Raw genomic sequence first — 26,489 nt, 5'->3', positions numbered from 1 at the left:
TTAACGAAAGGGGGGAGGTCGATTTTAGGCGCTAAAGGAAGAAAAGATAACGCCTGATATCATTTTCAGATTTTGTCCTGCCCAAGCGACAACTGCGTTAGCCACAGACGAGTGTCGAATTCAAGCTGGTGGTACTGCGGCTCCATATGACAGCACAATTGATAGAATGCTTTGTTGTGCTCTTTCTCCTTCAGGTGCGCCAACTCGTGCACCACGATCATGCGCAAAAACGGTTCCGGCGCGTTGCGAAACACGGTAGCGACGCGGATCTCTGCTTTTGCTTTCAGCTTGCCGCCCTGCACACGCGAAACAGCGGTATGTAACCCGAGCGCGTTTTTCAGCACATGGATCTTGTTGTCATACATCACTTTATTGATCGGCGGGGCATTGCGCAGAAACTGATTCTTCAGATCCTGAGTATATTGCCAGAGGGCTTTATCGGTGGCGTAGTCGTGCGTTCCTGGATAGCGTTTTGCCAGCACATCGCCCAGACGCTGTTCATTAATCAGCGTGCGCACCTGGGAAAGCAACTGTTCGGGATAACCCTGAAGATAAGTAAGATTGCTCATAACCGCCCACGAAAAAGAGAAAAAGGGTATACTCACGCACCCTTTTCAGGGGCAACGTCGAAATTTTATCATTCAGGAGGGCCGATGAGCCACTTAGACAACGGTTTCCGTTCACTGACACTACAACGTTTTCCGGCGACGGATGACGTTAACCCGCTACAGGCGTGGGAAGCGGCAGATGAATATTTGCTGCAACAGTTGGACGACACAGAAATCCGCGGCCCGGTGTTAATCCTGAATGATGCCTTTGGTGCGTTAAGTTGTGCGCTGGCGGAACATAAGCCGTACAGCATTGGCGACTCATACATCAGCGAACTGGCGACGCGCGAGAATTTACGCCTCAACGGGATTGATGAATCGAGCGTGAAGTTTCTCGACAGCACCGCTGACTACCCGCAACAGCCGGGCGTGGTGCTGATCAAAGTGCCGAAAACACTGGCATTGCTGGAACAGCAACTGCGCGCATTGCGCAAAGTAGTCACGCCGGATACACGTATTATTGCCGGTGCTAAAGCCCGTGACATTCACACCTCCACGCTGGAACTGTTCGAAAAAGTGCTCGGCCCGACCACCACCACGCTGGCATGGAAGAAAGCGCGCCTGATTAACTGCACTTTCAACGAGCCGCCGCTGGTTGATGCACCGCAGACCGTTAGCTGGAAGCTGGAGGGTACTGACTGGACTATCCACAACCATGCGAATGTCTTCTCACGCACCGGGCTTGATATTGGCGCGCGCTTCTTTATGCAGCATCTGCCAGAGAATCTCGAGGGTGAGGTTGTCGATCTCGGTTGTGGTAACGGCGTTATTGGCCTGACGCTGCTTGATAAAAACCCGCAGGCGAAAGTGGTGTTTGTCGATGAATCACCGATGGCGGTTGCTTCCAGCCATTTGAATGTTGAAACCAACATGCCAGAGGCGTTGGATCGCTGCGAGTTTATGATCAACAACGCGCTCTCCGGCGTGGAGCCGTTCCGCTTTAATGCTGTGCTCTGCAACCCGCCGTTTCACCAGCAACATGCACTGACCGATAACGTTGCCTGGGAAATGTTCCACCACGCGCGCCGCTGCCTGAAAATCAACGGCGAGCTGTATATCGTTGCCAACCGTCACCTGGATTACTTCCATAAACTGAAGAAAATTTTTGGCAACTGCACCACCATTGCCACCAATAATAAATTTGTGGTGCTGAAAGCGGTGAAGCTGGGGCGTCGTCGGTAAGATTGACAGCTACCTGCCGGATGCGGCGTAAACGCCTTATCCGGCAATGTCTGCCCAGTTCTGGAATCGCGCTTCCATAAAACAAAAAATCCCTGTCACCATCCTCTACATTCTCTTGTTTAGCGTTTTTCTACGTTTATTCTTCCGTCACACAGATAAATTCATCCGTTGCCAATCTGTCAACGGATGTTATCATGTTGCCAATTTGTCAACGGACGTGATGAAGAATGCACCTGATAACTCAAAAAGCATTGAAAGATGCTGCGGAAAAATACCCGCAACATAAAACGGAGTTGGTGGCTCTGGGGAACACGATTGCTAAGGGATATTTCAAAAAACCTGAGTCATTAAAAGCAGTATTCCCTTCTCTGGATAACTTCAAATATCTGGATAAGCATTATGTTTTCAATGTCGGGGGCAATGAATTACGTGTTGTAGCAATGGTCTTTTTTGAATCGCAAAAGTGCTACATACGTGAAGTTATGACGCATAAAGAATACGATTTCTTTACCGCCGTTCATCGTACTAAGGGGAAAAAATGATTGCGATTGCCGACATCTTGCAAGCAGGAGAAAAGCTAACTGCTGTGGCACCTTTTTTGGCGGGTATTCAGAACGAGGAACAATACACCCAGGCGCTGGAACTGGTAGATCATCTGCTGCTCAACGATCCTGAAAACCCCTTGCTGGATCTGGTGTGTGCCAAAATAACCGCGTGGGAAGAATCAGCGCCCGAATTTGCTGAATTTAATGCCATGGCTCAAGACATGCCTGGCGGTATAGCTGTGATTCGTACCCTTATGGATCAATATGGTTTAACCCTTTCCGATCTGCCGGAAATTGGCAGTAAATCGATGGTGTCACGCGTTTTGAGCGGGAAGAGGAAATTAACGCTGGAACACGCTAAAAAACTGGCAACGCGATTCGGCATTTCTCCCGCCTTGTTTATTGATTAACGCGACGTGCCGGATGCGTCACATCCGGCACTTCAAATAACGATTTAAATCTCCAGCGCCAACCGTGTTCCCTGGGCAATTGCCCGTCGTGCGTCCAGCTCCATAGCCACATCGCAGCCGCCAATTAAATGCACGGTTTTCCCGCTATCAATGAGCGGTTGTGCCAGCGTGCGGTTTGGCTCCTGCCCCGCGCAGATCACCACATGATCTACCGCCAAAATTTGCGGTTCGCCGTTGATCACCACATGCAGCCCTTCATCGTCGATCTTCTGGTAACTTACGCCTGGGATCATTTTCACGCCGCGCGCGAGCAGGGTGGTGCGATGGATCCAGCCGGTGGTTTTGCCTAACCCTTGTCCTGGTTTGCTGGCTTTGCGTTGAAGCATCACAATCTGTCGCGGGCTACGGGGGATCTGCATTCCCTGCGGGCTTAACCCACCACCCTGTTGCAGGCTACTGTCGATTCCCCACTCATTACAAAACTCGGTGATATTCTGGCTGGTGGACTCCCCTGGCTGACTCAAATACATCGCTGTATCAAAGCCAATCCCACCACAACCAATGATGGCGACGTTGTTGCCCACCGGCGCTTTGTCGCGCAGTACGTCGAGATAACTCAACACCTTCGGATGATCGATCCCGTCGATGGGCGGAATGCGCGGTACGATCCCACTGGCGAGGATCGTTTCATCGAACGCCTTTAACTGATCTGCGGTCACGGTGTGATTAAGTTTCAGTGTCACGCCAGTCACTTCGATCATCCGGCGGTAGTAGCGCAATGTTTCGTAAAATTCCTCTTTGCCGGGGATCTGTTTGGCGATATTAAACTGCCCGCCGATCTCGCTATGTGCATCAAACAACGTTACCTGATGACCACGCGCCGCCGCATTGATGGCAAACGCCAGCCCCGCCGGACCTGCGCCGACCACCGCCAGATTTTTTTTCTGCACGGCGGGAAGGATCGGCATTTTGGTTTCGTGGCAGGCGCGAGGATTCACCAGACACGAGGTGACCTTGCCGACAAAGATCTGATCGAGACAGGCCTGATTGCAGCCAATGCAGGTGTTGATCTCATCGGCTCGCCCCGATTGCGCTTTTGACAGCAGCTCCGCATCAGCAAGAAACGGTCGCGCCATCGATACCATATCGGCATCACCGCGCGAGAGAATATCGTCGGCAACCTGCGGATCGTTAATCCGGTTGGTGGTCACCAGCGGCAATGAGACGTGACCTTTCAGTTTGCGTGTGACCCAGCTAAATGCGCCGCGCGGCACTGGCGTGGCGATGGTCGGAATCCGCGCTTCATGCCAGCCTATTCCAGTGTTGATAATGGTTGCGCCCGCCGCTTCAATGGCCTGCGCCAGTTCTACCGTTTCGGTAAAAGTCCCGCCGCCTTCTACCAGGTCGAGCATCGACAGCCGATAGATAATAATGAAGTCGTTACCGACGCGCTCGCGCACCGCACGTACCACTTCAATAGCAAACCGCATCCGGTTGCGGTAATCGCCGCCCCACTGGTCGCTACGCTGGTTGGTGCGCAGAGTCAGAAATTCGTTGATCAAATACCCTTCAGAGCCCATCACTTCGACGCCATCGTATCCGGCCTCCCGCGCCAGTTGCGCGCAGCGGGCGAAATCGTCGATCAGTCGCAGGATCTCTTCATGGGTGAGTTCATGAGGAACGAAACGGTTGATGGGGGCCTGCAACGCGGAGGGCGCTACCAGATGCGGTTGGTAGCTGTAGCGTCCGGTATGCAAAATTTGCAGGGCGATTTTGCCGCCTTCCTGATGTACCGCTTCGGTAATGGTGCGATGGTGCGGGATCTGGCTGACGTCATTGAGCATTGCACCGCCTTCCATGCCAACGCCTGTTAAATCAGGTGCAATACCGCCGCTAACGATCAGCGCCACGCCGTGACGGGCGCGTTCAGCATAAAACGCCGCCAGCCGCTCGGCACCGTCCGGGTATTCCTCCAGCCCGGTGTGCATTGAACCCATCAACACGCGGTTTTTTAACGTGGTAAAACCTAAATCAAGCGGGGCAAACAGCGACGGGTAGCTCATAAATTATCCAGTATGTAAAATAATTGTTATGTGGTCGGATGAGTTCTAATTTAGCCGTCGCCGGGGAAAAGGGAAAAGGGGAATGCGGGGTTTGTGATGGGAATCAAAAAGAATACGCTGGTGGTAATGCCGGATGCGACGCTTGCCGCATCTTATCCGGCCTGGGGGAACGCACATGTAGTGCGGATAAGGCGTCCACGCCGCATCCGCCAGTGGCGCGGTGCAGATGTCGGATGCGATGCTTGCCGCGTCTTATCCGACCAGGGGGATTGCACATGTAGGGCGGATAAGGCGTTTACGCCGCATCCGCCAGCCGTTGCAAATTACTGCTTACGGAAAAAATCGTTATACAACATATACAAATGCGCGGCACTCCAGGAGAAATTTGGTGCGCCTTGCTGCGCGCCAGTCAGCGGGTTGTAATTCTCCTGAATCGGACCGTCGGCGGTTAATCCTTTGGCATGCTGGAAGAACGTATCCGCCAGTTTCAGGGCATCATCGCGATAACCGTAACGCTCCATTCCTTTCAGACCAAACCAGAACTGATCTACCCATACGCGCCCGCGCCAGTAGATATCCGCGCCAAAAGCCGGGTTGGTTAACGCCGCCGTTCCCAGCGGTACAAAGGTGTTGAACTCTTTGGTGTCCAGCATCACCTTCACCACCGCGTCGGCATTGGCCTGCGTTGCAGCACCGTTAAACAGCGGCGACCAGCCTTCAGGCCCTTTACCGCGCTCAACAATCGGTTTGCCCGCACAGCCGTTCGCCAGCGGTTTATCTTCAATGCGCACGTCATAGTAGAACTGCGTGGTCGGGTCGAACATACAGGTATTGATGTAGTCCGCGAGCTGCTGCGCCAACTGGCGATAGCGTTTGGCCTCTGCCGGCTTACCGAGGATAGTTGCCATCTCTGCCAAATAATGGTTATCGCTGTACATATAGCTGGCCTGATCCACCGACTCCTGCAATAGCGAGTAGCCCAGCAACGTTCCGTCCTGGCTGCGGTTCTCGGCGAATTTCACCGTCCAGTCGCTACGTTTGCCGCCGTTAGCGACATATTTATCCAGCTGTTCCTTGTCGATAAACCCAAAGACGGCGGCGTCATCACGGCCCGATTCCCACGACGCAGCAACTTGTGCCGGAATTTCCAGACTGTCGTACTGGCCTTTCTCCACCACGCGGGCGTAGTTGTTCAGCCCAGACAGCGTCTCTTCTTTATCGCCTTTTTTCACCGTAAACAGCATCTCGCCGCTCTCGGTGTTATGGGCTTTATCGCGGGTCGCGCCATATTCCGGCACGCCGTTGCCGTTATGATCGCGGTTACGTAACCACCAGTCGTGATAGGCCACCAGTTTCGGGTACATCTCTGCCAGCCAGGTTTTACCCTGGGTGACGTTGTACACTTCCATCACCGACCAGGCGGCAAGGCTGGGCTTGGTATTGCGTTCGTTCCAGTTGCCGCCATCGCCGCCACGCTCGGGGCTAAGGTTCCACGCAATCAGGTCGGGGACAAATCCCACATCCTGTGGACGCACGGTGTCGCCAGGTTGGATCTGCCAGGAGAAGACCGCGCGGATATTCTCTTTGGCGATGTCCGGATTGAAATGCGCCATCGCAAACGCCTGCTTCCAGGTATCCCACGGCCAGGTCTGATTGCCGGAGAACCAGCGCCCGGTCACCGACGGTGTGACGGTATTAAATTTCACCGCCCCGCCTGGCGAGCGCCAGTTACCGTTGAGTGTTTCGATCGCTTTCACCGCGACGCGCGCCTGTTCCGGCGTCGCATCCGGATTGGTTAACCCTTTCTTCAGATACTCTTCCCAGCGTTGCTGCGAGGCGGTGAGATAAAACGCCGGACGCGCCAGAATATCGCGGATCTGCATTTCCTCTTTGCTAACTTCCTGAGCGGTCAGCAGATGGGAATAGGTGGTGTAGAGCGTCGTCGAACCGTTGATATGCGCCTTACTGGTAAAGCGATTACCGTTGATTTCAGTCTGCACCGGCAGGGATTTATGCACCTGATATTCTGATTCACCGGAGGTCAGCAGATCCCAGGTGGCGCGCACTTTGCCAAAGGTGACTTTCAGGCCATCACGGGTGGCGCTGATTTTGCGCTGATAGTCAGGGTATTCGCCAGCAATGGTTTTATCGGAAAGCGGTTTCCCTTCTTTCGCTTCCAGTTTTTCCAGTAGTTCGCCGTCCCACACCAGATCCAGCGGTTTATTGCTGGTGATTTTGGTTTCCAGTAGTGACGTGCGCGGCGTGGCGAAGCGAAGAGTCATTTCAACCTGCACATCTTTTGCTGTCAGTTTTTGCACCAGCGCGCCGGGAATACTGTATGCCTCCAGCGTGAAGTCGACTTTCTTGCTGTCCTGCCAGACGGTCAGGCGGTCGAAATTGCTGGCCATAAAGTTGATGTATTCTTCCGTCAGCAGCGCAACGCCTGGAAAACCGCCCATGGTATTCGGGCCGTCTGGCAACAGATGGCCATGCCAGGCTCCGAGATCGAAAAACGGATTAAAACGCTGGTGATCGTCGTAATCGTAATCCTTCATGTACTGCGGCGCGCCAGTACGGTTAATCACGTTTTTATAATTGTCGGCGTTAGCGGCATGGGCGGAAAAACTTATCAGCAGAGCGCAGGTTACTGGCGTTAAAATAGTTTTGATTTTCATGAAATTACAGTCCTTATTACCAGTAGAAATATTGCATCAGGAAGAGTTGGTCGCTGGGATCGTTAGAGGCATTTTTCATGTAGAAGCGGCTATCAAAAGCCGTTGCGAAACGTCCGCCGCCGTATTCGTACCAGATACCAAACTGCATGAAAGAGGTGGTTTCATCGTCAGCGTGGTCAGGGCGATGTTTGGCGTAGGTGTAAGCGGTGGAGAGATAAACGCCCTTGAACGCTTCATACATGGCGCTCACCATCATCCCACTTTCACTTCCCGGTACGTCCAGCCCGTCGGCGCGTCCGGTATGGTGCCAGGCGCGAGCGGCAAAGTTAGGGGTAAGCAGGCCAGTGAGATAGAGTTGTCCGGTACCGTCGGTGATTTCCAGACCGTTCATCCAGGTGATGCCTTCGGCAAGGTCATACTGGATGTAACCGTTCATCATTGCCGGATAGGTGTATTTGTCGTCGTAGCGATCGTATTTGCCAAAATGTAGCCAGGCTTTGCTTTCGTCATGATGTCCGGCAGGTGTGGCGGTGACGCTATAACGAAAGTTGCCGGTTAAGTTCTGTACCTTCAGCGCGGTCATAATGTCGCGGGTATTGGGAATGACGTAGCCCAGATCGGGCGTGAAATCGCCCCACCATTGCAGGTCATCCAGCGAGGAATCCTGACGCAGACTGAGCATGATTTCGGTGCCATCATTGGTACGATAACCGCCATAGAAACGGTTAATCCCACCTTCGAAACCACCCCAGCTATGGTCAGGCACCCAGGCATTACCGTCGTGGTCGGCCTGCACGGTCCAGCCTTCGCCGTAAATCAGGCCGAACCAGGAGCCGTACTTCATCTCCAGGCCACCTTCAATATAGGTGCCGTCGCTGTATTTATGTTTATTCTCACCCTCTAAATCCATATATCCACCAACCCCTAATTCGCCGTAAAAACGAAATGAAGGAGAAGATGTCGAGGTCATTGCGGGTGTTTTTGTGTCGTCATGTTCTGCCGGACGTGCTTCTTCAGCGGCCGCAGAAAAGGCGTAGCAAAACGGCAGAGCAAGTAATGCTCTGCATGGTGCAGTGATTAATTTCATTGTGTTAATCCATGAGCTAAAGAAAAAGTACAGCCTTTTATCGTTGTAATTATAAAAATATAAAGGCAGAAACTATTTTCCCTCTCCCCATCCAGGAAGAGGGAAAATGCCTGCTCATTTTTTATTATTCTGCTTAATCAACATTGCTGGCTGGCGTCGCTTCAATATGGCGCTCTTCAGCCGTTAATCCCTTTATATATTTACTGTATTTCCACCACGCAAAGCCGAGGAAGATAACAATACCGCCGACGTTATAAAAAATGATGGTCAGAATATTCGCGCCAGTCGGGAATGTCGAAGCGACAAACCCTACGGCAAATATCGCAATCAGCATTGAAACAACGATAATACCTGTGCGGCGGGAGCCCATACGGAAATCGCGTGGCAGGTGATCTAATTTGGCGCGTAAATTCAGGTAAGCCAGCATGATGAATAATGGCGGAAGCATGGATGCTGCGGCGGTCATATTAATAATGGTATTCATCAGATCCTGCACGGTATTGGAACCGAGCATCGGGATAATCATCAGCGGGATGACAATCAGGAACTGGATCCATGCCGCGCGCGCCGGAACGCCGTTTTCGTTCAGTTCGACGGTTTTCTTACCAAAGATGCCTTCCGGGATTTCGGAGAAGAAAATTTTTACCGGCGTTGCGGTCCACATCAGCAGGGAGCCGAACATTGCGGTAAAGGACACCAGACCGACAAAGCGATTCATCAACGCTTCCGGCAGACCAAAATACGCCGCCATGCCATGGAATACCTGCACCGATCCGCCGGTAAACTTCAACTCTTTGCTGCTGACGAAGACGTTAATTAGCACCGAGGAGACGGAATACAGTACACCGATAAAAATCCCGGCGAGAATGATCACTTTAACGAACGATTTCGAACCGCCTTTGACGTCGTTAACGTACACCGCGACAGATTCCGCGCCACCTGCGGCCATAAAGATCCAGGTAGTAACGCCGAGGAACGCCCAGTTAAAGTTAGGGATCATCGCGTCAACGGTGATCGGATCGGCAGGCTGTACGCCGCCAACCAGCGCCGTGCCTGCCAGTAAAATGTAGGAGAGCGTTAACAGCAGCATCAGTGTTGAAGTGACGGAGGTGATTGGCCCCAGCATTTTCGCCCCGTTGGTGGAAACCCAGGTGGAGAAGGCGAACAGCACCATACTGATAATGGTGGTGGCAACCGGTGTCATAATATATTCGTAGCCGAGGAAAGCATACGAGGCGTAAGCAATAACGCGCGGCAATAATGAGGTGAAAAAGAACAGGTTTACGAACCAGTAGGTATAGGCAGTAATAAATGCCCAACGTCCGCCCAGCGAACTTTTTACCCACGCGTAGACACCGGCTTCCGAGTTTTTATTTAACGAAACAAATTCTGCGATGATCAGACAGAAGGGAATAAAATAAAAAATCGTCGCGAGGAAAAACATTGGTGCTGAGGCCAGTCCAAGCTCAATATTATTATTGATAACGTTGTTAAAGCTGTAAACGGCGGCAAAAGTCAGCGAGAGCAAGCCGAATTTGCCGATTGTATTACGTTTGGTATCAGACATAACACATCTCCGAAAATGAGTAGGGTAGCGGTGGCGGCAAACTCCTTATGCCGCCGTAATTGTTATTTGTTATGGAAATAACCATCTTCGATGGTGACTTTGAGAACGACTTTTTTGACCGCGTTATTACAGATAAATCGATACGCTTCATGGATATCACAAATAACGATTTGCCCTTCGTGGACCTCAACGGCTTCTCCGCAGCCTTTTAGATATTCACGGTCAGTTTCATCACGATAATATTCCACTACCTGTAATGTCTCTTTCGGCGCATATTCAATTTTTTGTTGTCCTTGCAGGTAGTAATGTACTTCAAAATAGCGTCGATGCCCGGTAAATAGCGCATCGGTCGCGGAGTCTGTCTCCACGCGGTAAGTCAATGAGTCACCGATGGAGTGGGCGACGCCAGGCTGAATGTTGTCGATATTTTCAATCGCTTCAACGCAGCGTTGCCACTTTTTGCCAGAGGCGTAAATCTGGCGGAACTGTTCTAAGTTATCGATGATCCTCATTGCTTATTCTCGCTGTGCAAATTCGTGGAAAAGAACCCTGCGCCGAACTCATACGACGCCAGGCTTTGCGCGGTAGCTTCCCCGCCAGAAACTGGCAGCAACGTAAAGCCGTAGCTGAAGTCACGGAACCTGACGCGCCAGGTGTCCAGCACTTCGCTGCCCCAGGAGTTAGAGCCGAGGCCAAGCAGTTGGTGGTCAAGATTCAGGGTGATGTCATCACTGCGCTGCAGTTCGTTACAGTGCTGGGCAGCGTGGATGTTTTCCTGGGTGTAGTGCCAGGCGCTGAAGTTAATGGGGCGCTGCGGAACAACCAGCAGACCATTGCCGTGGCGGTTAGTCAGTGCCGTCCAGCGGACATGCTGACGGTTACCGTTGTTCTGTGGGAAGGGATAGTTCTCGAACATGGCATCGACGGTACTGCGCCAGATATCAATGATGTTAGCTTGCTGGCTGTCGGCGTAGTTTTCGCCCGGTCCACGACCGTAATACGCCACCTGGTCGTATTCGCCGTTAATCCCCATGGTGAAACCGATACACGGAATGATGTGCGGATAGTCGCCGTAACGCTCGCCGGAAAGTGCCACGTTAACCTGGCCATCGGCAGCGATGCGCCAGATGTAGGTGCAGCGCATTCCGAAATCAAACACCGGTGGGGCAATAACCGTGCGGCTGATGATCAACACTTCATCATCACTTTGCTCAACGACAAAATCGCGCAGATGCTCCTGCATGATCTGCAAATGATTCGGTTGCCACAGCCCTTCGTACTCTTGCTTGTGGTTGTCGATCATCGGCTTGAAGAAGTTGATCTTTGGCTCGCGGGTCAGCAGCGACTCGCCATTCACCTGCCAGGATGTCGGTTTGCCACTCATTTTTGAGAAGGTGATCGCGAAGTTGTAGCCGCGAATGGTGCAGCCCAAGCGATCGTCTTCCAGCGTCAGCGGACGAGCATTATTTGGCGCGAAAGATACAGGCTGCGCGGTATTTTCCTTCAGCGGGAACTGATAAGTGGCGATAGGGTGCCCGGCGTCGCTGTAGCGGGTGCGGGAATCCTTGGTCACTGTAATGTTGAGGAACGCTTCACGGGCATCCAGTTGCGGCAGCGTAATGTGCAAGGGCGCTTCGCTGTTCGGTGCAACGTCGCGCAGTTTAATCTGCTGCGTCGCGAGTGTTTCACCTTCGGCGCGCACTTCTGCGTGCAGAGTGTAGTCATCAAGCGTGGTAAACCACAGTTTATTTTCTACTTTCAGCTCGCCGCGAGTCAGATCCAGCGCGTGGATTTTTACCGGCGCGATAACCTGTTTGTACTCTTTCAGTCCCGGCCCCGGCGTCTGATCGGAATAGATCAAACCATCAAGACAGAAGTTATAGTTGTTGGGATAGTCGCCGTAGTCACCGCCGAATTTATACCAGACATTGCCGTTGTCATCCTGCGCCTGGATCCCGTGGTCGCACCATTCCCAAACATAATGTCCCTGAATGCAATCGTGCTTATAGAATACGTTCTGGTACTCCGTCAGCCCGCCCGGACCGTTCCCCATCGCATGGGCGTATTCACAGATGATGCGCGGCTTCGGATGCGGATATTCACCAAACTCATTCATCAGCGGCACGCGGGTGTACATGGTGGAAATAATATCGACCACTTCAGCATCGCGATCTTCTTCGTAATGCACCAGTCGCGTGTCATCCAGCGCCTTCGCTGCGTGGTACATCGCGCGGATGTTACAGCCATAGCCGGATTCATTGCCCAGCGACCAGATGATGATCGACGGATGGTTTTTCTGCGCGTGGATATGGCGAACAATGCGCTCGACGTAGACTTTTTCCCACTGCGGATCGTCGGTAATACGGCTGATATCGCCGACATTAGCAAAGCCGTGCGATTCGACGTCGGTTTCCGCCATCACAAACAGGCCGTAGATGTCACACAGTTCGTAAAAACGCGGATCGTTCGGGTAGTGAGCGGTACGCACGGAGTTGATGTTGTGCTGCTTCATCAACTGGAGATCTTTCTCGACGCGATCCATTCCAACGGCGCGGCCTTTGCGATGATCGTTGTCGTGACGGTTGACGCCGTGCAGCATCACATAACGGTTATTGATCCAGAACAGACCGTCGCGCACTTTGATATCACGGAAGCCAACGCGTTGTGGCACCACTTCCAGAACGTTGCCGTCGGCGTCTTTCAGCGTCATGACCAGATGGTAAAGATAAGGGGATTCTGCTGACCATTGCTGGGGCTGTTCGACAGTAAAAGCAAAGCTGGCGCTGGTCAGTTTTTCAATTGCCAAATGATCAATGGTGCTGCTGTGCACCACGCGTTCGCCATCAAACAGGGTATATTCCAGCGTCGTTACGACAGGGGAGGCGGCGAGATTTTCCAGCACCACTTCGCAGGAAAGCGTGGCATCGCAATAGGCTTCGTCAAAGTCGGTACGCACGGTGAAATCGTTAATATGCGTGAGTTGTTTACCGACCAGATAAACATCGCGGAAGATCCCCGCCGACCACCACATATCCTGGTCTTCCACGTAGGTAGAGTCCGCCCACTGCATCACGCGCACACACAACAGGTTGTCGCCGGTTTTAACCATCGCGCTGATGTCAAACTCTGCGGTCAGGCGACTGCCCTTGCTGAAACCCACATACTGACCGTTAACGTAGACTTCAAAATAGGTTTCGACGCCGTCAAATTTAATCAGCGTCTGTTTACTCTGCCAGCCGTCACTGAGGGTGAAAATACGTTGATAGGCACCGGTTGGGTTATCGCTGGGAACAAACGGCACATCGATAGGGAACGGAAAACCTTCGTCGGTATATTGCAGTTTGCCGTGGCCTTCCATTTGCCACATGGCGGGGACGGTAATATGCCCCCAGTCAGCCATTAACTCAGAGGTGAAGGCTTCTGGCACTTGCAGCGGATGGTCAAAAAAGTGGAAATTCCACTGACCACTTAAGGGCAGAAACAGGCTGCTGGTTTCGCGGGCAAAGGTACGCGCTTGCGCAACAGAATCATATGAAAAAAAGTACGCACGCGGCGCAAGTCGGTTTTCGTGGGTGAGCTGAATGTTTTCCCAGCGATTCATAGGGCCTCCCGGTAGAGAGAAATCGGAACCATTCATGGTGATGGTAGTTTGTGTAATTGCTGGGGAGTTTAGTAAAATTTTTACTAAAATATAGCGAGTAAATGCATTTACTTTAACTGGATCACGAAAATAAACGGCAGCACTGTCCGGCAAAAACGATTGCCGGACAGTGTGTAAGGGGATTTAACGGGTCGTGCCGCGCAGTTTTAATTTGCTGGGAACGAAGACTAACAGCGGCAGCGCGCGACCATCGCGGGCTTTTTCATACACCAGGTTAACGCCCTGGCTTCCCATCATCTCGGAATGGATGCGCACGGTGGAGAGCGGCGGAAAGGTAAATCGTGCGGTGGGGATATCGTTAACGCTGATAAGCGAAATATCCTGTGGGATGTTCAGGCCACGTTCATGAATTGCCCGCAGTACGCCGATAGCAATGGAATCGGAAGCAACAAACAGTGCCTTCGGATAGTCTTCCTGCGCCAGCATCTGTTTTGCCAGTTCATAGCCCGACGAACTGGAAAAACCGCCGCGCCAGATATCCTCTTCGCGTACCACTTGTTTCAGTCGGCCATATTCCGCAAAGGCGACCTCACGAATATCCGCCTTGCCAGGCTCATCTTCACCGCCAATAAAACCAATACGATTAACGCCCTGGTTGATATAGAAGTCGATGATTTCTTTACTGATACGTGCCAGATCGATATCCACCGCATCGTAACCGCTGCCGGGTTCGTGAAAGTCGATAAAACAGATATTGTCGGTCAACGCGCAGGCGGCGGCGCGCAAGGCTGGCGTGGGTTTGCCGACAATCAAAATACCGGTGACGTTTTTAATGTCTGGCAAACCGTTGTGTTCATAACAGTTGGTCAGTTCGATCGCCAGTTTTTCGCACTGGGTTTCAATGCCGTGGCGGATCGCCAGATAGTAAGGATCGTTGATTTCCAGCTCTTGTTGGTAGCTGTAGATAGCCAAAATATGGTGCTGGTTGACTGCGCCTGTCTGTAGTTTACGGGCGCTACTGGTCTTGTACTCCAGCTTTTCGGCGATTTCGAGAATACGATGTTTCGTCTCTTCTTTCACATTCAATGTCGGATCGTCATTTAAGACCCTGGATACTGTCGCCAGGGATACGCCAGCTTCGATTGCGATGTCTTTTAGTGTTGCCATGTTTACCTTTTTTACTTTCCCTGATGTGCGCCCCCATTGTAGAGGAAGTGCTTATCGGGTCACCTGTTTTCAGTAAATAAAGCGCGGTTCTTTGACGCTGTAACGGTAACACAGCGGCTTACGAATGTGATCATGCCTGCATTCTCCATTTTTAGCCTACAGGATTGAGAAAATTTTTTGCTATAGTTTAGTAAAATTTTACTTGAAGGGGGATAACAATGGAAACCGTGGCTTATACCGATTTCGCGCGTCTGGAAATGCGCGTTGGAAAGATTGTGGAAGTTAAACGCCATGAAAACGCTGACAAGCTGTACATCGTACAGGTTGATGTTGGTGAAAAAACGCTGCAAACCGTGACCAGCCTGGTGCCGTACTACAGCGAAGAAGAGCTGATGGGGAAAACGGTGGTGGTCTTATGCAATCTGCAAAAAGCAAAAATGCGTGGTGAAACATCGGAATGCATGCTGTTGTGTGCGGAAACCGATGATGGCAGTGAAAGCGTGCTGTTAACGCCGGAGCGGATGATGCCTGCGGGCGTACGTATCGTATAAAACAATCGGATGGCGACGTCGTATCGCCATCCGATTTGATATTACGCTTCTTCGACACTTACTCGCATGGCCGCCAGCGCCTTACGCGCCGCTTTGATCACCAGTTCGCACTGTTCAATGGTCAGTGTCAGTGGCGGTTCAATGCGGATCGTTTTGGCGTTATTGAGCGTTCCGGCCACCAGGACGCGCTGGCGGAACATCTCGCTGGCAAAGTTATAGCCGATTTCGTTATCAACAAACTCAATCGCCATCAACATCCCTTTACCACGCGCTTCCTGTACCAGATCGGGATATTCCCGCGCCAGTTGACGGAAACCGTCCAGCAACATATCGCCTTTTTGCTCAGCCTGAGCCGGTAAGTTCTGCTCCAGCAACACATTGATGGTCGCCAGCGCCGCCGCACAGGCCAGCGGGTTGCCGCCAAAGGTGGTGGTATGCAGGAACGGGTTGTCGAACAGAACTGAGAACACCTCTTCAGTGGCGATGGTCGCGCCAATCGGCATCACGCCGCCGCCGAGGGCTTTTGCCAGACACAGAATGTCCGGCTGAACGTTCTCATGCTCGCAGGCGAACATCTTGCCCGTGCGCCCCATGCCCGTTTGTACTTCATCGAGGATCATCAGTGCGCCGAACTCATCGCACAGCTTACGCACGGCGGTGAGATAGCCCGGCGGCGGCAGAATTACGCCACCTTCGCCCTGAATCGGCTCAAGGATCACTGCGGCAACATCGTCACCGTTTTTTTTGCACTCGTTAAGAGCCGTGCGCATGGCTTCGATATTGCCAAACGGTACATGACGGAAGCCCGGCAGTAACGGCATAAACGGTTTGCGGAAGGTCGATTTCGCCGTGGCCGACAGCGCGCCAAGTGATTTACCGTGGAACGCGCCGCTGGTGGCAATAAAAGTAAACTTGCCGCGCGGCGACTGATAAGCCTTCGCCAGCTTCAGCGCTGCTTCAACGGACTCGGTGCCGCTATTACAGAAGAAGCTGTATTTCAGCTTACCGGGCGTTAGCGCAGCAAGGGTTTTCGCCAGCATCGCCCGTAACGGATCGAGCAGCTCCTGGCTGTGCAACGGTTGTTTCGCAAGTTGATTCTGTACGGCGGAAACCACAACTGGATTACGGTGCCCCACGTTGAAAATTCCAAAACCTCCAAGGCAGTCGATAAACTCCTGTCCCTGGGTGTCGACAAGCGTATTTAAACCTCCCGCTTGCCACTCTACGGCTCCGTAATCCCCGCCGGCGGTAACAGATTTGCGATACTCTAAAAACCCCGGATTGACATGCTCTTTGAAGTATTCAATGACCTCTCGGTTAAGTGCTTTCATCTCCTCATGATCCAGCGTTCGCTTCTCAATGAGATTCAGGGCGTGGGCGCTGCACGCTAAAGCCGATGCGCTCGAAGGTAACCTGTTCAAAATATGCTCCGGAGGCTCGCGTATCACATGATACCGATTTAAGTATTGCAGGGATTGCGCCACTCCGGCTGCGATCGCGAAAATCGGGATAAACACAAATGTGGTTATCATTTACGCAATATTTAATGCTATTTGTTAACATTTGCTGTTATTTTGCACGGTCTATATTGGGTATGGATGTGGCGATCGCTGCGCAAATGCACGCTTTTAGGGCAATAAATGCCTGATTTTTGGGCAAGATAATTAACGTTTTCGTATAGTAACAGAGTGAAATTATTTTAAATCAAGGAATTAGATTTGTGCTTTAATCGCAAATTGCGATCTAAATCAAATTAATCGGTTAAAGATAACCGCAGCGGGGCCGACATAAACTCTGACAAGAAGTTAACAACCATATAACCTGCACAGGACGCGAACATGTCTTCTCATCCGTATGTCACCCAGCAAAATACCCCGCTGGCGGACGATACCACTCTGATGTCCACTACCGATCTGCAAAGCTATATCACTCATGCTAATGACACTTTTGTGCAGGTGAGCGGCTATACCTTGCAGGAGTTACAGGGGCAGCCGCACAATATGGTTCGTCATCCCGATATGCCAAAAGCGGCGTTTGCGGATATGTGGTTCACCCTGAAAAAAGGGGAGCCCTGGAGCGGCATCGTGAAAAATCGCCGCAAAAATGGCGACCATTATTGGGTGCGGGCCAATGCGGTACCGATGGTGCGCGAAGGAAAAATCAGTGGCTATATGTCGATTCGTACCCGGGCGACGGATGAAGAGATCGCAGCGGTGGAGCCGCTGTACAAAGCGCTGAAGGCCGGACGTACCAGTAAGCGTATTCATAAAGGCCTGGTGGTGCGTAAAGGCTGGCTGGGAAAACTGCCTTCATTGCCGCTTCGCTGGCGGGCGCGTGGAGTGATGACGCTGATGTTTATCTTGTTGGCGGCTATGCTTTGGTTTGTTGCTGCCCCGGTGGTGTCGTATTTCCTCTGTGCATTAGTGGTATTGTTAGTAAGCGCCTGTTTTGAATGGCAGATTGTGCGCCCGATAGAAAATGTCGCCCGTCAGGCACTGAAGGTGGCGACCGGAGAACGTAATAGTGTTGAGCATCTGAATCGCAGCGATGAGCTAGGGCTGACATTACGCGCGGTAGGGCAGCTTGGCCTGATGTGCCGTTGGCTAATTAACGATGTCTCGAGCCAGGTATCCAGTGTCAGAAACGGCAGCGAGACGCTGGCGAAAGGCACTGATGAACTGAACGAACATACCCAACAGACGGTTGATAATGTTCAGCAAACGGTGGCGACCATGAACCAGATGGCGGCGTCGGTGAAACAGAACTCTGCCACGGCGTCGGCTGCCGATAAACTTTCGATCACCGCCAGTAATGCGGCCGTGCAGGGCGGGGAGGCGATGTCCACGGTGATCAAAACGATGGACGATATTGCTGACAGTACCCAGCGCATTGGCACCATTACTTCGCTGATTAACGATATTGCGTTTCAGACCAATATTCTCGCCCTGAATGCGGCGGTGGAAGCGGCGCGTGCCGGAGAACAAGGCAAAGGTTTTGCAGTGGTGGCAGGGGAAGTGCGTCATTTAGCCAGCCGCAGTGCTAATGCCGCTAACGATATTCGCAAGCTGATTGATGCCAGTGCTGATAAGGTGCAATCCGGTTCGCAGCAGGTACACGCCGCCGGACGGACGATGGAAGATATTGTGGCGCAGGTAAAAAACGTCACCCAGTTGATAGCTCAGATTAGCCATTCAACGTTGGAACAGTCCGATGGGCTTTCCAGCCTGACCCGTGCAGTGGATGAGCTTAACCTGATCACCCAGAAAAACGCCGAGTTAGTGGAAGAGAGTGCGCAGGTGTCGGCGATGGTGAAACACCGCGCTAGCCGACTGGAAGACGCGGTGACGGTGCTGCATTAATCGATATGCCGCATCCGGCGGTTGGCGCACAATGCCTGATGCGATGCTGGCGCATCTTATCAGGCCTACGGGGGGGTAGGGCACGCCACATCCGGCAATCGGTGATTAATCCAGTTGGGTAATATCAAAAGCGGCGCGGTCGATCACCGCAATGATCTTTTTTATTTGTGCATCAGTGATATCGCTCTGGTTGACGCGTAAATCCAGCACCGCTTTAAAATTATCCAGTGCCCGCTTCATTTGCGGGTTCTGACGGAGTGCAGCACCAACGCAACGCGCTTTGATGCGTTCTTCGATCATCTCCACCTGTTCGCGGTTTTCTTCCAGCCACTGCGCGCCCTGTTCGGTCAGCGCAATCTGCTTCTTACCACCTTCCTCTTCGCGGATGGTAATTAGCGACTGCTCCTGAAGAAAATCCAGCGTCGGGTAGATGACGCCCGGGCTTGGGGTGTAATTTCCCTGGGTCAGATTTTCAATCGCTTTAATCAATTCGTAACCGTGGCTGTCATCGCGCGAGAGAATATCCAGAATCACCAGACGCAATTCGCCGTGACCAAAGAAACGTTGCCGTCGACCGCCGCCGCGACCGTGGCGACCACCACAGCATTGACCGTGTTCATGCTGGTGACCGTGTCCACAGTGTTCGTGTTCTGATTTCTCACCTTTGCAGCAGCCTTCATGACGTGGCTGGCCTTCATGTTTACAACACCCTTCGTGATGATGGCTCATATCAGCCTCCTTTTGCTTAATTAGATATATCTAATTTATATCTGATATGAGCGCTCTTGCAAGTGTAAAAATGATTTTTAAACGTGGACTCATCTCACACGTAGGCCGGATAAGGCGTTCACGCCGCATCCGGCGTTGAGTAATGATGCCTGAGAAGAGGCTGTTCGTCTTATCAGACTATAGACATATCAATTCTACAAATCGCTTGCATTTATCATGATTAACAATCATTATCATTTACGAAAATTATTTAGATATATCTGATTACCATCACGAAGGCGATAACAATGAATAACTCCCCCCGCTACCCGCAGCGCGTTCGCAATGATCTGCGCTTCCGTGAACTGACTGTGTTACGCGTTGAGCGTATCAGTGCCGGTTTTCAGCGCATTGTCCTCGGCGGCGAGGCGCTGGACGGTTTTACATCGCGCGGCTTTGACGATCACAGCAAACTCTTCTTTCCTCAATCTGACGTTCACTTTGTGCCGCCAGCGGTAACGGAAGAGGGGATCGTCTGGCCGGAAGGACCACGCCCACCGTCGCGTGACTATACGCCACTGTATGACGAACAACGTCATGAACTGGCGATCGATTTCTTTATTCACGACGGCGGAGTCGCCAGCAGCTGGGCGATGCAGGCGCAACCGGGCGATAAACTCACGGTGGCAGGGCCGCGCGGTTCGCTGGTGGTGCCGGAAGATTACGCGTATCAGGTGTATGTTTGCGATGAGTCCGGAATGCCGGCACTGCGCCGCCGCCTGGAAACGTTGAGTAAACTTGCCGTTAAACCGCAAGTTACCGCGCTGGTCAGCGTACAGGATAACGCCTGTCAGGATTATCTCGTGCACCTTGATGGTTTTAATATCGAATGGTTGGCGCATGATGAGCAGGCGGTAGACGCACGCCTGGCGCAGCTGCAAATCCCTGCCGATGATTACTTCATCTGGATAACCGGCGAAGGCAAAGTCGTTAAGAATTTAAGCAGCCGCTTTGAAGCGGAACAGTATGACCCACAGCGGGTACGCGCAGCGGCTTACTGGCACGAAAAGTAACTGATATATAAAAAGAAAAAGGCTGACGATTTCTCGTCAGCCTTTGCTATATCTGGTGGCCCCTGCTGGACTTGAACCAGCGACCAAGCGATTATGAGTTGGTTGATACCCCTTTACTTACAGATACTTAGCGATACTTTTCAATACCTTAGTATTTTTTAAAACTACTGTATAAATACCTGTATATACCCCAAAATACTTCTTTACGGTATCCTATAGGTATCCTGGAGCAGAACAAGCGATTTTCCAGGATACCAGATCGCTTGGTGGGGTGTATGAGTGAAGTTATTCAGATTCTCTAAAGTAAAAATTGCAGAACTGCCAACGCCGGAACATGGACAGGTCGAATATGGTGATACGGAGGTTAACGGGCTGCGTGTCCGTGTAGGTTCGTCTGGTGTGAAAAGTTTCTGCATTTCCCGTAAGCGTAACGGAAAATTTATTCGTGCAACGCTGGGGCGTTTTCCTGATCTGAGCGTGGATAATGCCAGGGCTAAAGCTATGGAACTCCTTGGCGAAGTCGCCACAACGGGGATAAATCCGAACATAGCAAAGCGCACTAACAACAAGGCCATGATAACGCTGAGTGAGGCGATTGACGCCTACGTAAAAAATCGTGGCCACCGCCTGAAACCCGCCACAGAAAAACAGTACCGCAGCATATTACAGAATTATTCCGGTGACTGGATGGCCCATACCCTCGCCAGTATTTCCCGCGAACGGGTGGAACAACGGCATAAGGCCATCACTGATGGGGCTGTATGGTTCGGTGCTGATAAAACCACGTTACGGGCTGGGGTTGGTACAGGAAGCAAGGCACAGGCCGATTTATGGGCGCGTGCGCTACGTGCTGTGTGTCGGTTTGCGCATGATCATTACCGTGATGATGCGGGTAATACTCTTTTACCGGATCCGCCGACTCTGGTACTGAGCACCAAGCGCCAGTGGCACGGAACGGTAAGAAAAACGGAACGTATCCGCCTGCATGATTTTCCCCGCTGGTTTGCTGCTGTAGCTGCTGTGCGCGACCAGGGCGAACAGGAAAGGGATGATATAGCTGTTACGGTATGTGATGCCGTGGAAATGGCACTGTTTACCGGACTGAGGAAATCAGAAGTTTTTGGCCTTACGTGGGATCGCGTGAATATGGGCGGTCGCTTTTTCTGGATAGACACCACGAAAAACGGGGATCCGCTCGAATTACCGATCACTGATACGTTGCGGAAAATGTTTCTTCGCAGGCTAAAAAACAAAGCTGCTGATGATGTGCTGGTGTTTCCTGGCGTGAAGGGAGTGATTCAGGAGACACGGCACATCATAGACCGGATAAGCGCGGCTACCATTCCTGAGGCGAACGATGAAATGCTCTTCCCTGTCCCGTTTAAGTGGCACGACGCACGCCGGACGTTCGGAACGGTTGCTGAGCTGGTGGGCGTGGGTAATTACATCCTCAAGCGCCTGATGAATCACCGCACTATGCGAAGTGCCGACGTAACGCAGGGGTATTTACATTTCGGTGCTGATGAACTGCTGGAGCCTGCATCACGGATAGAACGGGCAATTCTGGAACATGCCGGGCTAGTTGAGAGTAAAAAATCTATCGATACGCAATTGCTTTCTGTACTGGAGAGTATGAGTGACAGTGAGAAACGCGCATTACTATTTAGTATCGTTAATTCAAATGGTGGTTTGAATGTCAGAAAATAAAATCATTGCTGCAATTGAATTTGACCATAATGATGCGAAGGATATTAATACTATTGCAGATTATATTAGAGATGAGCTGGCGTCTGCTTTTGTAAAAAAAATGATATGCGATATGGCAAATATCACGCCATCTAAAATGTCTCTGGAGGAGAGATTATCATTATCGTCAGAGATAGAAAATAAGGATTTAAAGGTTAATATTTCTGTATGTGCTGGGTATGGTGATGATATTGATAAAAAATTTAATAGTGTATATTCAGAATTCAATGATGTTTTGAAAGCTGCTATTATATTTGAAGTTCTTGGTTTCAACAGACTGGCAGACCAGTTACGTGAAAGATATGCGGTTTTAGTGTCGGAGAGTTTATTAAAATCAGTACGTGATATAGCTAATGTAAAGAAAATTATCAGTGAAGACCGTAGTAAAGCAAAGAAAGGAAAAACAAACAGGCATAAATCAACAGCGTTATCTATAGCTTGTAACACTTGGAAAAAATACCCTAATGCCAGTTTACCCGGGCTATCCGCAGAGATATACGCGCACTTACGCAATAAATGGAATGATGTCCCTGTAGTTGGGACTATAGAGAGATGGCTTAAGGAGTCGGGGATGAATCCAAAATCCCCGCAAAAAAACAGGGATTTTAAGTTAGTTATTGGAGACAAAGAATAAATCCAGTTTTATCCCCTGTAATCCAGATTTCAGTCAGGTAAACCAGATATGCGATTTTGTATCTGGTTTTCCTGTCTTCAAGAGTTCCCTGTCGCTAAATAACGTATACCTGTTCTTAATCAGAAGTATACGGTGATACTCATGCATTTAGAAAAGATGACCCGCAAAGAAGCTGCCGAGCATTTGGGGGTAAGTGTCCAGACTCTTGCTAACTGGGCGTGTACTGGCAAGGTAAAAATCCCTTTTCATAAGCTGGGGCGCAAAGTGCTGTATATGCGCACTGATCTCGATGCTTATCTTGCATCCACTCGCAGAACGCAGACGGTGTAAGGGGGGAGTGATGGCACATAAAACAAAGGCGACCGCAAAAGGGTCGCCAGTGGGAACAAGGGAAAACAAAAGCATCACCAACAATGCCACATTTGCGGCTGGTGGGCAATGTGATCAGTGTGCTGGCTTGCTGGTTAGCTGTCAGCCTTTGGGTTCTATGCCTTCTTTGCGTAGCTTATCACGACAAGCATTTTTTACCCATGAGCTGAAATTACCAGGTCCTGCAACTTCGTTAATTTGTTGCAACAATGTGTCTTCGAAGCGGATGTTTTTCTTTGTGCTGCCGGAGCGATCAAATTTTGGTTTCACATTTTCTTCTTGCATTGGTACGTACCATCGTTATAAACTGAAATCAAATGGTACGTACCACATTAAAAATACGCAACCATTAAATACAGCGAAGCCCGGCAGTGCGGGAACACTAACCGGGCTTCTAACCACCAACGATAGAAAGCGTATCGAGGCAGCTATGAGAAATTATACCATACACCCGCAAGGGCGGGACTCGTACAACCTGAATAAATACATCTGGCGTTTTATCGCCCTGAGCACCGCACAACCGCGCGTGATTCACATCGTGGCCACCAGCGAACAGGAAGCACGCCAGCAATCCCCGGCTGGCTGCGTGATGGTATTCGCCGCCCGTATTCGTCAGGGGGTGTGCCATGCCTGATATGTCAAATTACCAGTACCTGATTAATCCGCATTTTAACTGTGAGCATGATATTGCTAAAAAGGTTTATTCCGCTGCGGATGGGGCTACTGACAATATATCAATGGCTGTTGCGTCAATTGGTAGTCTGATGTGGCATGCGTCAGAAAATGAGGACTATGACGAAAAGGCTATGCGCATTGATATGGGTAATATCGGTTTGTTACTGGCAATGCTTGGGCAGTTTGATATTTCGTTACGGTGCACCATTGAAAATGCCACAGATGCATTAAATGCCATAAAGAAAGCGAATACTGATTCAAATCGGGGATAAATAATCATGAGAACATATTTATCTGGCTTGACTGCCAGCGGTTATGCACACCCCAAAATTATCCCCGGCGCTATTTATCTGGATAAGAACGGTAACAGAGTAACGGTAAAAGAACTGATGTTTGACCGTGTGTATTTTATTCGTGATGGCTATTCATTTCTTAGTTCGCTGAACGTGGAGATCTTTATTTGCAGATTCCGGCGGGAAATCCCGACTTCCAGAAATAACCATGTGTCACGTGTGGATGTGGATAAAAAACTACAGGAACTGAAAAACATGATTGCCGCGTGGAGAGAGCAGAAATGAAAAAAGCGCCAAATTTAAAACACCAGCCGCGTGACAAAATGACGGAAGTCATCATTTTTGCGGGTAGTGATGCGTGGGCACATGCGAAGCAGTGGCAGGAACAGGACGGGCGACTGGCTGGCGATAACGTGCCTCCTGTCTGGCTTGGAGAGCAACAACTTGCCGAACTGGACAACCTGCAAATCGTACCGGACGGACGCTATCGCGTGCGTCTCTATCAGGCGGGGTTATTGCGTCCGGGGCTTGTTAATACCATCGGGCAGAAACTGGCAGCGGCAGGTGTCAGGGATGCTGATTATTACCCTGAAGGAATGCACAGCCAGAAACGGGAGAACTGGCGCGAATATCTGGAACGTGAACGGGGAGAGCTGGCGGAAAAGAAAAAGGTAGTTGAACTGCCTGTAAAGAAAAAAGAGCGGGTAAAAGACGATAACGCTTCATCACTGGCGCTTAACCAGATGGGAGCAAGTCAACGCGGCGAAGTTCTCCTGGCACATTATGGCGGTGAACTGGCGATTCATGCTGACTCTGACACTGTTCACCATTACAACGGCGTTGTATGGGAGCCAGTACAGGATAAAGAATTACAGCGAGCTATGGCGCAGATTTTCATTGATGCAGAGATCAGCTATTCGCAGAACGCCATTAAATCGGCGGTCGATACCATGAAGTTAAGTTTGCCTGTAATGGGGAATACAGCCCGTAACCTGATTGGATTCAGTAACGGGGTATTTGATACCAGAACAGGTAATTTTCGGGAGCATAACAAAAACGACTGGTTGTTAATTGCCAGTGAATTACCTTTCAGCCCACCAGCAGAGGGGGAAACGCTGGCAACACATGCGCCGAATTTCTGGAAGTGGTTACGCCGTTCGGTGGCTGAGAATGACCGCAAGGCGGATCGCGTACTGGCTGCATTATTCATGGTGCTGGCGAACCGGTACGACTGGCAGTTATTCATTGAGGTAACAGGTCCAGGGGGAAGTGGTAAAAGCGTGATGGCGGAGATTTGCACCATGCTGGCGGGTAAGGCCAACACAGTATCGGCAAGCATGAAGGCGCTGGAAGATGCAAGGGAACGCGCGTTAGTGGTTGGCTTTTCGCTGATTATCATGCCGGATATGACCCGCTACGCTGGTGATGGGGCAGGAATTAAGGCCATTACAGGCGGTGACAAGGTGGCAATTGACCCGAAACACAAAGCCCCCTACTCAACGCGTATTCCGGCAGTAGTGCTGGCGGTTAACAATAACGCCATGTCATTCAGTGACCGCAGCGGGGGGATCTCACGTCGTCGGGTGATATTCAATTTTTCGGAAGTTGTACCGGAGAACGAACGCGATCCAATGCTGGCGGAAAAAATAGAAGGTGAGCTGGCGGTAGTGATTCGCCATCTGCTTACACGGTTTGCTGACCAGGACGAAGCCAGACGCCTGTTATATGAGCAGCAGAAATCTGAAGAAGCACTGGCGATAAAGCGAGAGGGGGATTCGCTGGTGGACTTCTGCGGCTATCTCATGGCGTCGGTAATGTGTGATGGCCTGTTAGTGGGTAATGCTGAAATTGTGCCATTCAGCCCACGCAGGTATCTCTATCATGCCTATCTGGCTTATATGAGGGCACATGGGTTTGGTAAACCTGTAACACTGACGCGCTTCGGTAAAGATATGCCGGGGGCAATGGCGGAATATGGCAGGGAGTATATGAAACGGAAAACGAAGCACGGTTTGCGTTCAAACGTGACACTGACGGAGGAATCAGAAGACTGGATGCCATCATGTGTATCGGTCACTAATGACGATAGCAAAAATTAAACTTATGGAATAACTGTTCACCACTGTTCACCCTGTCATAAATATCTTTTGTATCAGTATGTTATAGGGTGAACAGT

At 51.0% G+C, this 26,489-nt stretch carries 24 protein-coding genes; 13 read left to right on the top strand and 11 right to left on the bottom strand.

The window, feature by feature from the left end:
* Positions 1 to 65 precede the first annotated feature (65 nt).
* Positions 66 to 569, bottom strand: coding sequence for a M48 metallopeptidase family protein (locus tag QUE74_RS20000; RefSeq protein WP_001295542.1), 504 nt, complete (start codon positions 567 to 569; stop codon positions 66 to 68).
* Positions 570 to 653: 84 nt separating this feature from the next.
* Between QUE74_RS20000 and rlmG the strand changes: the two genes are divergently transcribed.
* From rlmG to higA, 3 genes are all read left to right on the top strand, one after another.
* Positions 654 to 1,790, top strand: a complete 1,137-nt coding sequence (gene rlmG, locus QUE74_RS19995; protein ID WP_000018674.1) for a 23S rRNA (guanine(1835)-N(2))-methyltransferase RlmG — start codon at positions 654 to 656, stop codon at positions 1,788 to 1,790.
* 227 nt (positions 1,791 to 2,017) lie between these two features.
* The gene (higB, locus tag QUE74_RS19990; RefSeq protein WP_000550189.1) at positions 2,018 to 2,332 is read left to right on the top strand and encodes a type II toxin-antitoxin system toxin HigB; all 315 of its coding nucleotides are present in this window, start codon (positions 2,018 to 2,020) and stop codon (positions 2,330 to 2,332) included.
* Complete coding sequence (higA, locus tag QUE74_RS19985) at positions 2,329 to 2,745, top strand: type II toxin-antitoxin system antitoxin HigA (protein WP_000560267.1); 417 nt, start codon at positions 2,329 to 2,331, stop codon at positions 2,743 to 2,745. Before higB ends, higA begins: the two co-directional genes overlap by 4 nt.
* A 44-nt stretch (positions 2,746 to 2,789) precedes the next feature.
* Here the strand turns inward: higA and fadH are convergent, their stop codons facing one another.
* The 7 genes from fadH to ebgR form a co-directional block, all read right to left on the bottom strand.
* The gene (gene fadH / locus QUE74_RS19980; RefSeq protein ID WP_000121495.1) at positions 2,790 to 4,808 is read right to left on the bottom strand and encodes an NADPH-dependent 2,4-dienoyl-CoA reductase; all 2,019 of its coding nucleotides are present in this window, start codon (positions 4,806 to 4,808) and stop codon (positions 2,790 to 2,792) included.
* A 323-nt stretch (positions 4,809 to 5,131) separates the two neighbouring features.
* Positions 5,132 to 7,483 (bottom strand): alpha-glucosidase, encoded by a 2,352-nt coding sequence (gene ygjK, locus QUE74_RS19975; protein WP_000695509.1) that lies wholly within the window; start codon positions 7,481 to 7,483, stop codon positions 5,132 to 5,134.
* A gap of 16 nt (positions 7,484 to 7,499) precedes the next feature.
* Entirely contained in the window at positions 7,500 to 8,570 is a 1,071-nt protein-coding gene (gene ygjJ / locus QUE74_RS19970; protein WP_000767640.1) for a protein YgjJ, read from the bottom strand.
* Between the two features lie 133 nt (positions 8,571 to 8,703).
* Positions 8,704 to 10,137, bottom strand: a complete 1,434-nt coding sequence (locus QUE74_RS19965) for an amino acid permease (RefSeq protein ID WP_001285446.1) — start codon at positions 10,135 to 10,137, stop codon at positions 8,704 to 8,706.
* A 62-nt stretch (positions 10,138 to 10,199) separates the two neighbouring features.
* A complete protein-coding gene (locus QUE74_RS19960; RefSeq protein WP_001219950.1) occupies positions 10,200 to 10,649 on the bottom strand; it encodes a beta-galactosidase subunit beta in 450 nt (149 codons plus the stop codon).
* On the bottom strand, positions 10,646 to 13,738 hold the full coding sequence (gene ebgA, locus QUE74_RS19955) for a beta-galactosidase subunit alpha (protein ID WP_001082912.1): 3,093 nt from the start codon (positions 13,736 to 13,738) through the stop codon (positions 10,646 to 10,648). The genes QUE74_RS19960 and ebgA overlap by 4 nt, the downstream gene beginning before the upstream one ends.
* 183 nt (positions 13,739 to 13,921) lie before the next feature.
* Positions 13,922 to 14,905, bottom strand: coding sequence for a transcriptional regulator EbgR (gene ebgR / locus QUE74_RS19950; protein WP_000212435.1), 984 nt, complete (start codon positions 14,903 to 14,905; stop codon positions 13,922 to 13,924).
* Positions 14,906 to 15,123: 218 nt separating this feature from the next.
* On the opposite strand from ebgR, the gene QUE74_RS19945 reads away from it, so the two are divergent.
* Positions 15,124 to 15,456 (top strand): tRNA-binding protein, encoded by a 333-nt coding sequence (locus QUE74_RS19945; RefSeq protein ID WP_000450598.1) that lies wholly within the window; start codon positions 15,124 to 15,126, stop codon positions 15,454 to 15,456.
* Positions 15,457 to 15,497: 41 nt separating this feature from the next.
* Here the strand turns inward: QUE74_RS19945 and ygjG are convergent, their stop codons facing one another.
* Positions 15,498 to 16,877: a putrescine aminotransferase gene (gene ygjG, locus QUE74_RS19940; protein WP_001364310.1), complete on the bottom strand. Its 1,380-nt coding sequence runs from the start codon at positions 16,875 to 16,877 to the stop codon at positions 15,498 to 15,500.
* Positions 16,878 to 17,294: 417 nt separating this feature from the next.
* Between ygjG and aer the strand changes: the two genes are divergently transcribed.
* Complete coding sequence (aer, locus tag QUE74_RS19935) at positions 17,295 to 18,815, top strand: aerotaxis sensor receptor Aer (protein ID WP_000094709.1); 1,521 nt, start codon at positions 17,295 to 17,297, stop codon at positions 18,813 to 18,815.
* 105 nt (positions 18,816 to 18,920) lie between these two features.
* Here the strand turns inward: aer and nfeR are convergent, their stop codons facing one another.
* Positions 18,921 to 19,544 carry a DNA-binding transcriptional regulator NfeR gene (gene nfeR / locus QUE74_RS19930; RefSeq protein WP_000018005.1) on the bottom strand — a complete coding sequence of 208 codons (624 nt, stop codon included), beginning with the start codon at positions 19,542 to 19,544 and terminating at the stop codon, positions 18,921 to 18,923.
* Between the two features lie 287 nt (positions 19,545 to 19,831).
* Here nfeR and nfeF point away from each other — a divergent pair, with 287 nt between their 5' ends.
* The 4 genes from nfeF to QUE74_RS19910 all read left to right on the top strand — a co-directional run bounded on the left by nfeF (position 19,832) and on the right by QUE74_RS19910 (position 23,306).
* Positions 19,832 to 20,596 (top strand): NADPH-dependent ferric chelate reductase NfeF, encoded by a 765-nt coding sequence (nfeF, locus tag QUE74_RS19925; protein ID WP_001065913.1) that lies wholly within the window; start codon positions 19,832 to 19,834, stop codon positions 20,594 to 20,596.
* Between the two features lie 279 nt (positions 20,597 to 20,875).
* The gene (locus QUE74_RS19920) at positions 20,876 to 22,303 is read left to right on the top strand and encodes a tyrosine-type recombinase/integrase (RefSeq protein ID WP_097495725.1); all 1,428 of its coding nucleotides are present in this window, start codon (positions 20,876 to 20,878) and stop codon (positions 22,301 to 22,303) included.
* Positions 22,290 to 22,976: a hypothetical protein gene (locus tag QUE74_RS19915; RefSeq protein WP_001293559.1), complete on the top strand. Its 687-nt coding sequence runs from the start codon at positions 22,290 to 22,292 to the stop codon at positions 22,974 to 22,976. Before QUE74_RS19920 ends, QUE74_RS19915 begins: the two co-directional genes overlap by 14 nt.
* Before the next feature lie 135 nt (positions 22,977 to 23,111).
* The gene (locus QUE74_RS19910; protein ID WP_464964970.1) at positions 23,112 to 23,306 is read left to right on the top strand and encodes a helix-turn-helix domain-containing protein; all 195 of its coding nucleotides are present in this window, start codon (positions 23,112 to 23,114) and stop codon (positions 23,304 to 23,306) included.
* 141 nt (positions 23,307 to 23,447) lie between these two features.
* Here the strand turns inward: QUE74_RS19910 and QUE74_RS19905 are convergent, their stop codons facing one another.
* Positions 23,448 to 23,630: a YlcI/YnfO family protein gene (locus QUE74_RS19905; RefSeq protein WP_001154805.1), complete on the bottom strand. Its 183-nt coding sequence runs from the start codon at positions 23,628 to 23,630 to the stop codon at positions 23,448 to 23,450.
* A gap of 145 nt (positions 23,631 to 23,775) precedes the next feature.
* Between QUE74_RS19905 and QUE74_RS19900 the strand changes: the two genes are divergently transcribed.
* From QUE74_RS19900 to QUE74_RS19885, 4 genes are read left to right on the top strand one after another with little or no spacing between them, the layout of a single operon-like run.
* A complete protein-coding gene (locus QUE74_RS19900; RefSeq protein ID WP_001247057.1) occupies positions 23,776 to 23,979 on the top strand; it encodes a host cell division inhibitor Icd-like protein in 204 nt (67 codons plus the stop codon).
* Positions 23,972 to 24,292, top strand: coding sequence for a hypothetical protein (locus tag QUE74_RS19895; RefSeq protein ID WP_001113142.1), 321 nt, complete (start codon positions 23,972 to 23,974; stop codon positions 24,290 to 24,292). Before QUE74_RS19900 ends, QUE74_RS19895 begins: the two co-directional genes overlap by 8 nt.
* A 6-nt stretch (positions 24,293 to 24,298) precedes the next feature.
* The gene (locus QUE74_RS19890; RefSeq protein WP_001261494.1) at positions 24,299 to 24,598 is read left to right on the top strand and encodes a DUF4222 domain-containing protein; all 300 of its coding nucleotides are present in this window, start codon (positions 24,299 to 24,301) and stop codon (positions 24,596 to 24,598) included.
* Complete coding sequence (locus tag QUE74_RS19885) at positions 24,595 to 26,412, top strand: DNA primase family protein (protein WP_042017545.1); 1,818 nt, start codon at positions 24,595 to 24,597, stop codon at positions 26,410 to 26,412. Before QUE74_RS19890 ends, QUE74_RS19885 begins: the two co-directional genes overlap by 4 nt.
* The last annotated feature ends 77 nt before the right edge of the window (positions 26,413 to 26,489 follow it).

This window comes from Escherichia sp. 10290 (assembly GCF_030295155.1).
In the GTDB taxonomy this organism is placed as follows: domain Bacteria; phylum Pseudomonadota; class Gammaproteobacteria; order Enterobacterales; family Enterobacteriaceae; genus Escherichia; species Escherichia coli_F.
The sequence above is the reverse complement of the archived record's forward strand: the minus strand, read 5'-3'. Positions and strand labels throughout refer to the sequence as shown.

What these genes read in the sequence shown, in the direction of transcription:
- QUE74_RS20000 (WP_001295542.1), bottom strand. Translation starts at nt 569, where the DNA reads ATGAGCAATCTTACTTATCTTCAGGGTTATCCCGAACAGTTGCTTTCC.
- rlmG (WP_000018674.1), top strand. Translation starts at nt 654, where the DNA reads ATGAGCCACTTAGACAACGGTTTCCGTTCACTGACACTACAACGTTTT.
- higB (WP_000550189.1), top strand. Translation starts at nt 2,018, where the DNA reads ATGCACCTGATAACTCAAAAAGCATTGAAAGATGCTGCGGAAAAATAC.
- higA (WP_000560267.1), top strand. Translation starts at nt 2,329, where the DNA reads ATGATTGCGATTGCCGACATCTTGCAAGCAGGAGAAAAGCTAACTGCT.
- fadH (WP_000121495.1), bottom strand. Translation starts at nt 4,808, where the DNA reads ATGAGCTACCCGTCGCTGTTTGCCCCGCTTGATTTAGGTTTTACCACG.
- ygjK (WP_000695509.1), bottom strand. Translation starts at nt 7,483, where the DNA reads ATGAAAATCAAAACTATTTTAACGCCAGTAACCTGCGCTCTGCTGATA.
- ygjJ (WP_000767640.1), bottom strand. Translation starts at nt 8,570, where the DNA reads ATGAAATTAATCACTGCACCATGCAGAGCATTACTTGCTCTGCCGTTT.
- QUE74_RS19965 (WP_001285446.1), bottom strand. Translation starts at nt 10,137, where the DNA reads ATGTCTGATACCAAACGTAATACAATCGGCAAATTCGGCTTGCTCTCG.
- QUE74_RS19960 (WP_001219950.1), bottom strand. Translation starts at nt 10,649, where the DNA reads ATGAGGATCATCGATAACTTAGAACAGTTCCGCCAGATTTACGCCTCT.
- ebgA (WP_001082912.1), bottom strand. Translation starts at nt 13,738, where the DNA reads ATGAATCGCTGGGAAAACATTCAGCTCACCCACGAAAACCGACTTGCG.
- ebgR (WP_000212435.1), bottom strand. Translation starts at nt 14,905, where the DNA reads ATGGCAACACTAAAAGACATCGCAATCGAAGCTGGCGTATCCCTGGCG.
- QUE74_RS19945 (WP_000450598.1), top strand. Translation starts at nt 15,124, where the DNA reads ATGGAAACCGTGGCTTATACCGATTTCGCGCGTCTGGAAATGCGCGTT.
- aer (WP_000094709.1), top strand. Translation starts at nt 17,295, where the DNA reads ATGTCTTCTCATCCGTATGTCACCCAGCAAAATACCCCGCTGGCGGAC.
- nfeR (WP_000018005.1), bottom strand. Translation starts at nt 19,544, where the DNA reads ATGAGCCATCATCACGAAGGGTGTTGTAAACATGAAGGCCAGCCACGT.
- nfeF (WP_001065913.1), top strand. Translation starts at nt 19,832, where the DNA reads ATGAATAACTCCCCCCGCTACCCGCAGCGCGTTCGCAATGATCTGCGC.
- QUE74_RS19915 (WP_001293559.1), top strand. Translation starts at nt 22,290, where the DNA reads ATGTCAGAAAATAAAATCATTGCTGCAATTGAATTTGACCATAATGAT.
- QUE74_RS19905 (WP_001154805.1), bottom strand. Translation starts at nt 23,630, where the DNA reads ATGCAAGAAGAAAATGTGAAACCAAAATTTGATCGCTCCGGCAGCACA.
- QUE74_RS19900 (WP_001247057.1), top strand. Translation starts at nt 23,776, where the DNA reads ATGAGAAATTATACCATACACCCGCAAGGGCGGGACTCGTACAACCTG.
- QUE74_RS19895 (WP_001113142.1), top strand. Translation starts at nt 23,972, where the DNA reads ATGCCTGATATGTCAAATTACCAGTACCTGATTAATCCGCATTTTAAC.
- QUE74_RS19890 (WP_001261494.1), top strand. Translation starts at nt 24,299, where the DNA reads ATGAGAACATATTTATCTGGCTTGACTGCCAGCGGTTATGCACACCCC.
- QUE74_RS19885 (WP_042017545.1), top strand. Translation starts at nt 24,595, where the DNA reads ATGAAAAAAGCGCCAAATTTAAAACACCAGCCGCGTGACAAAATGACG.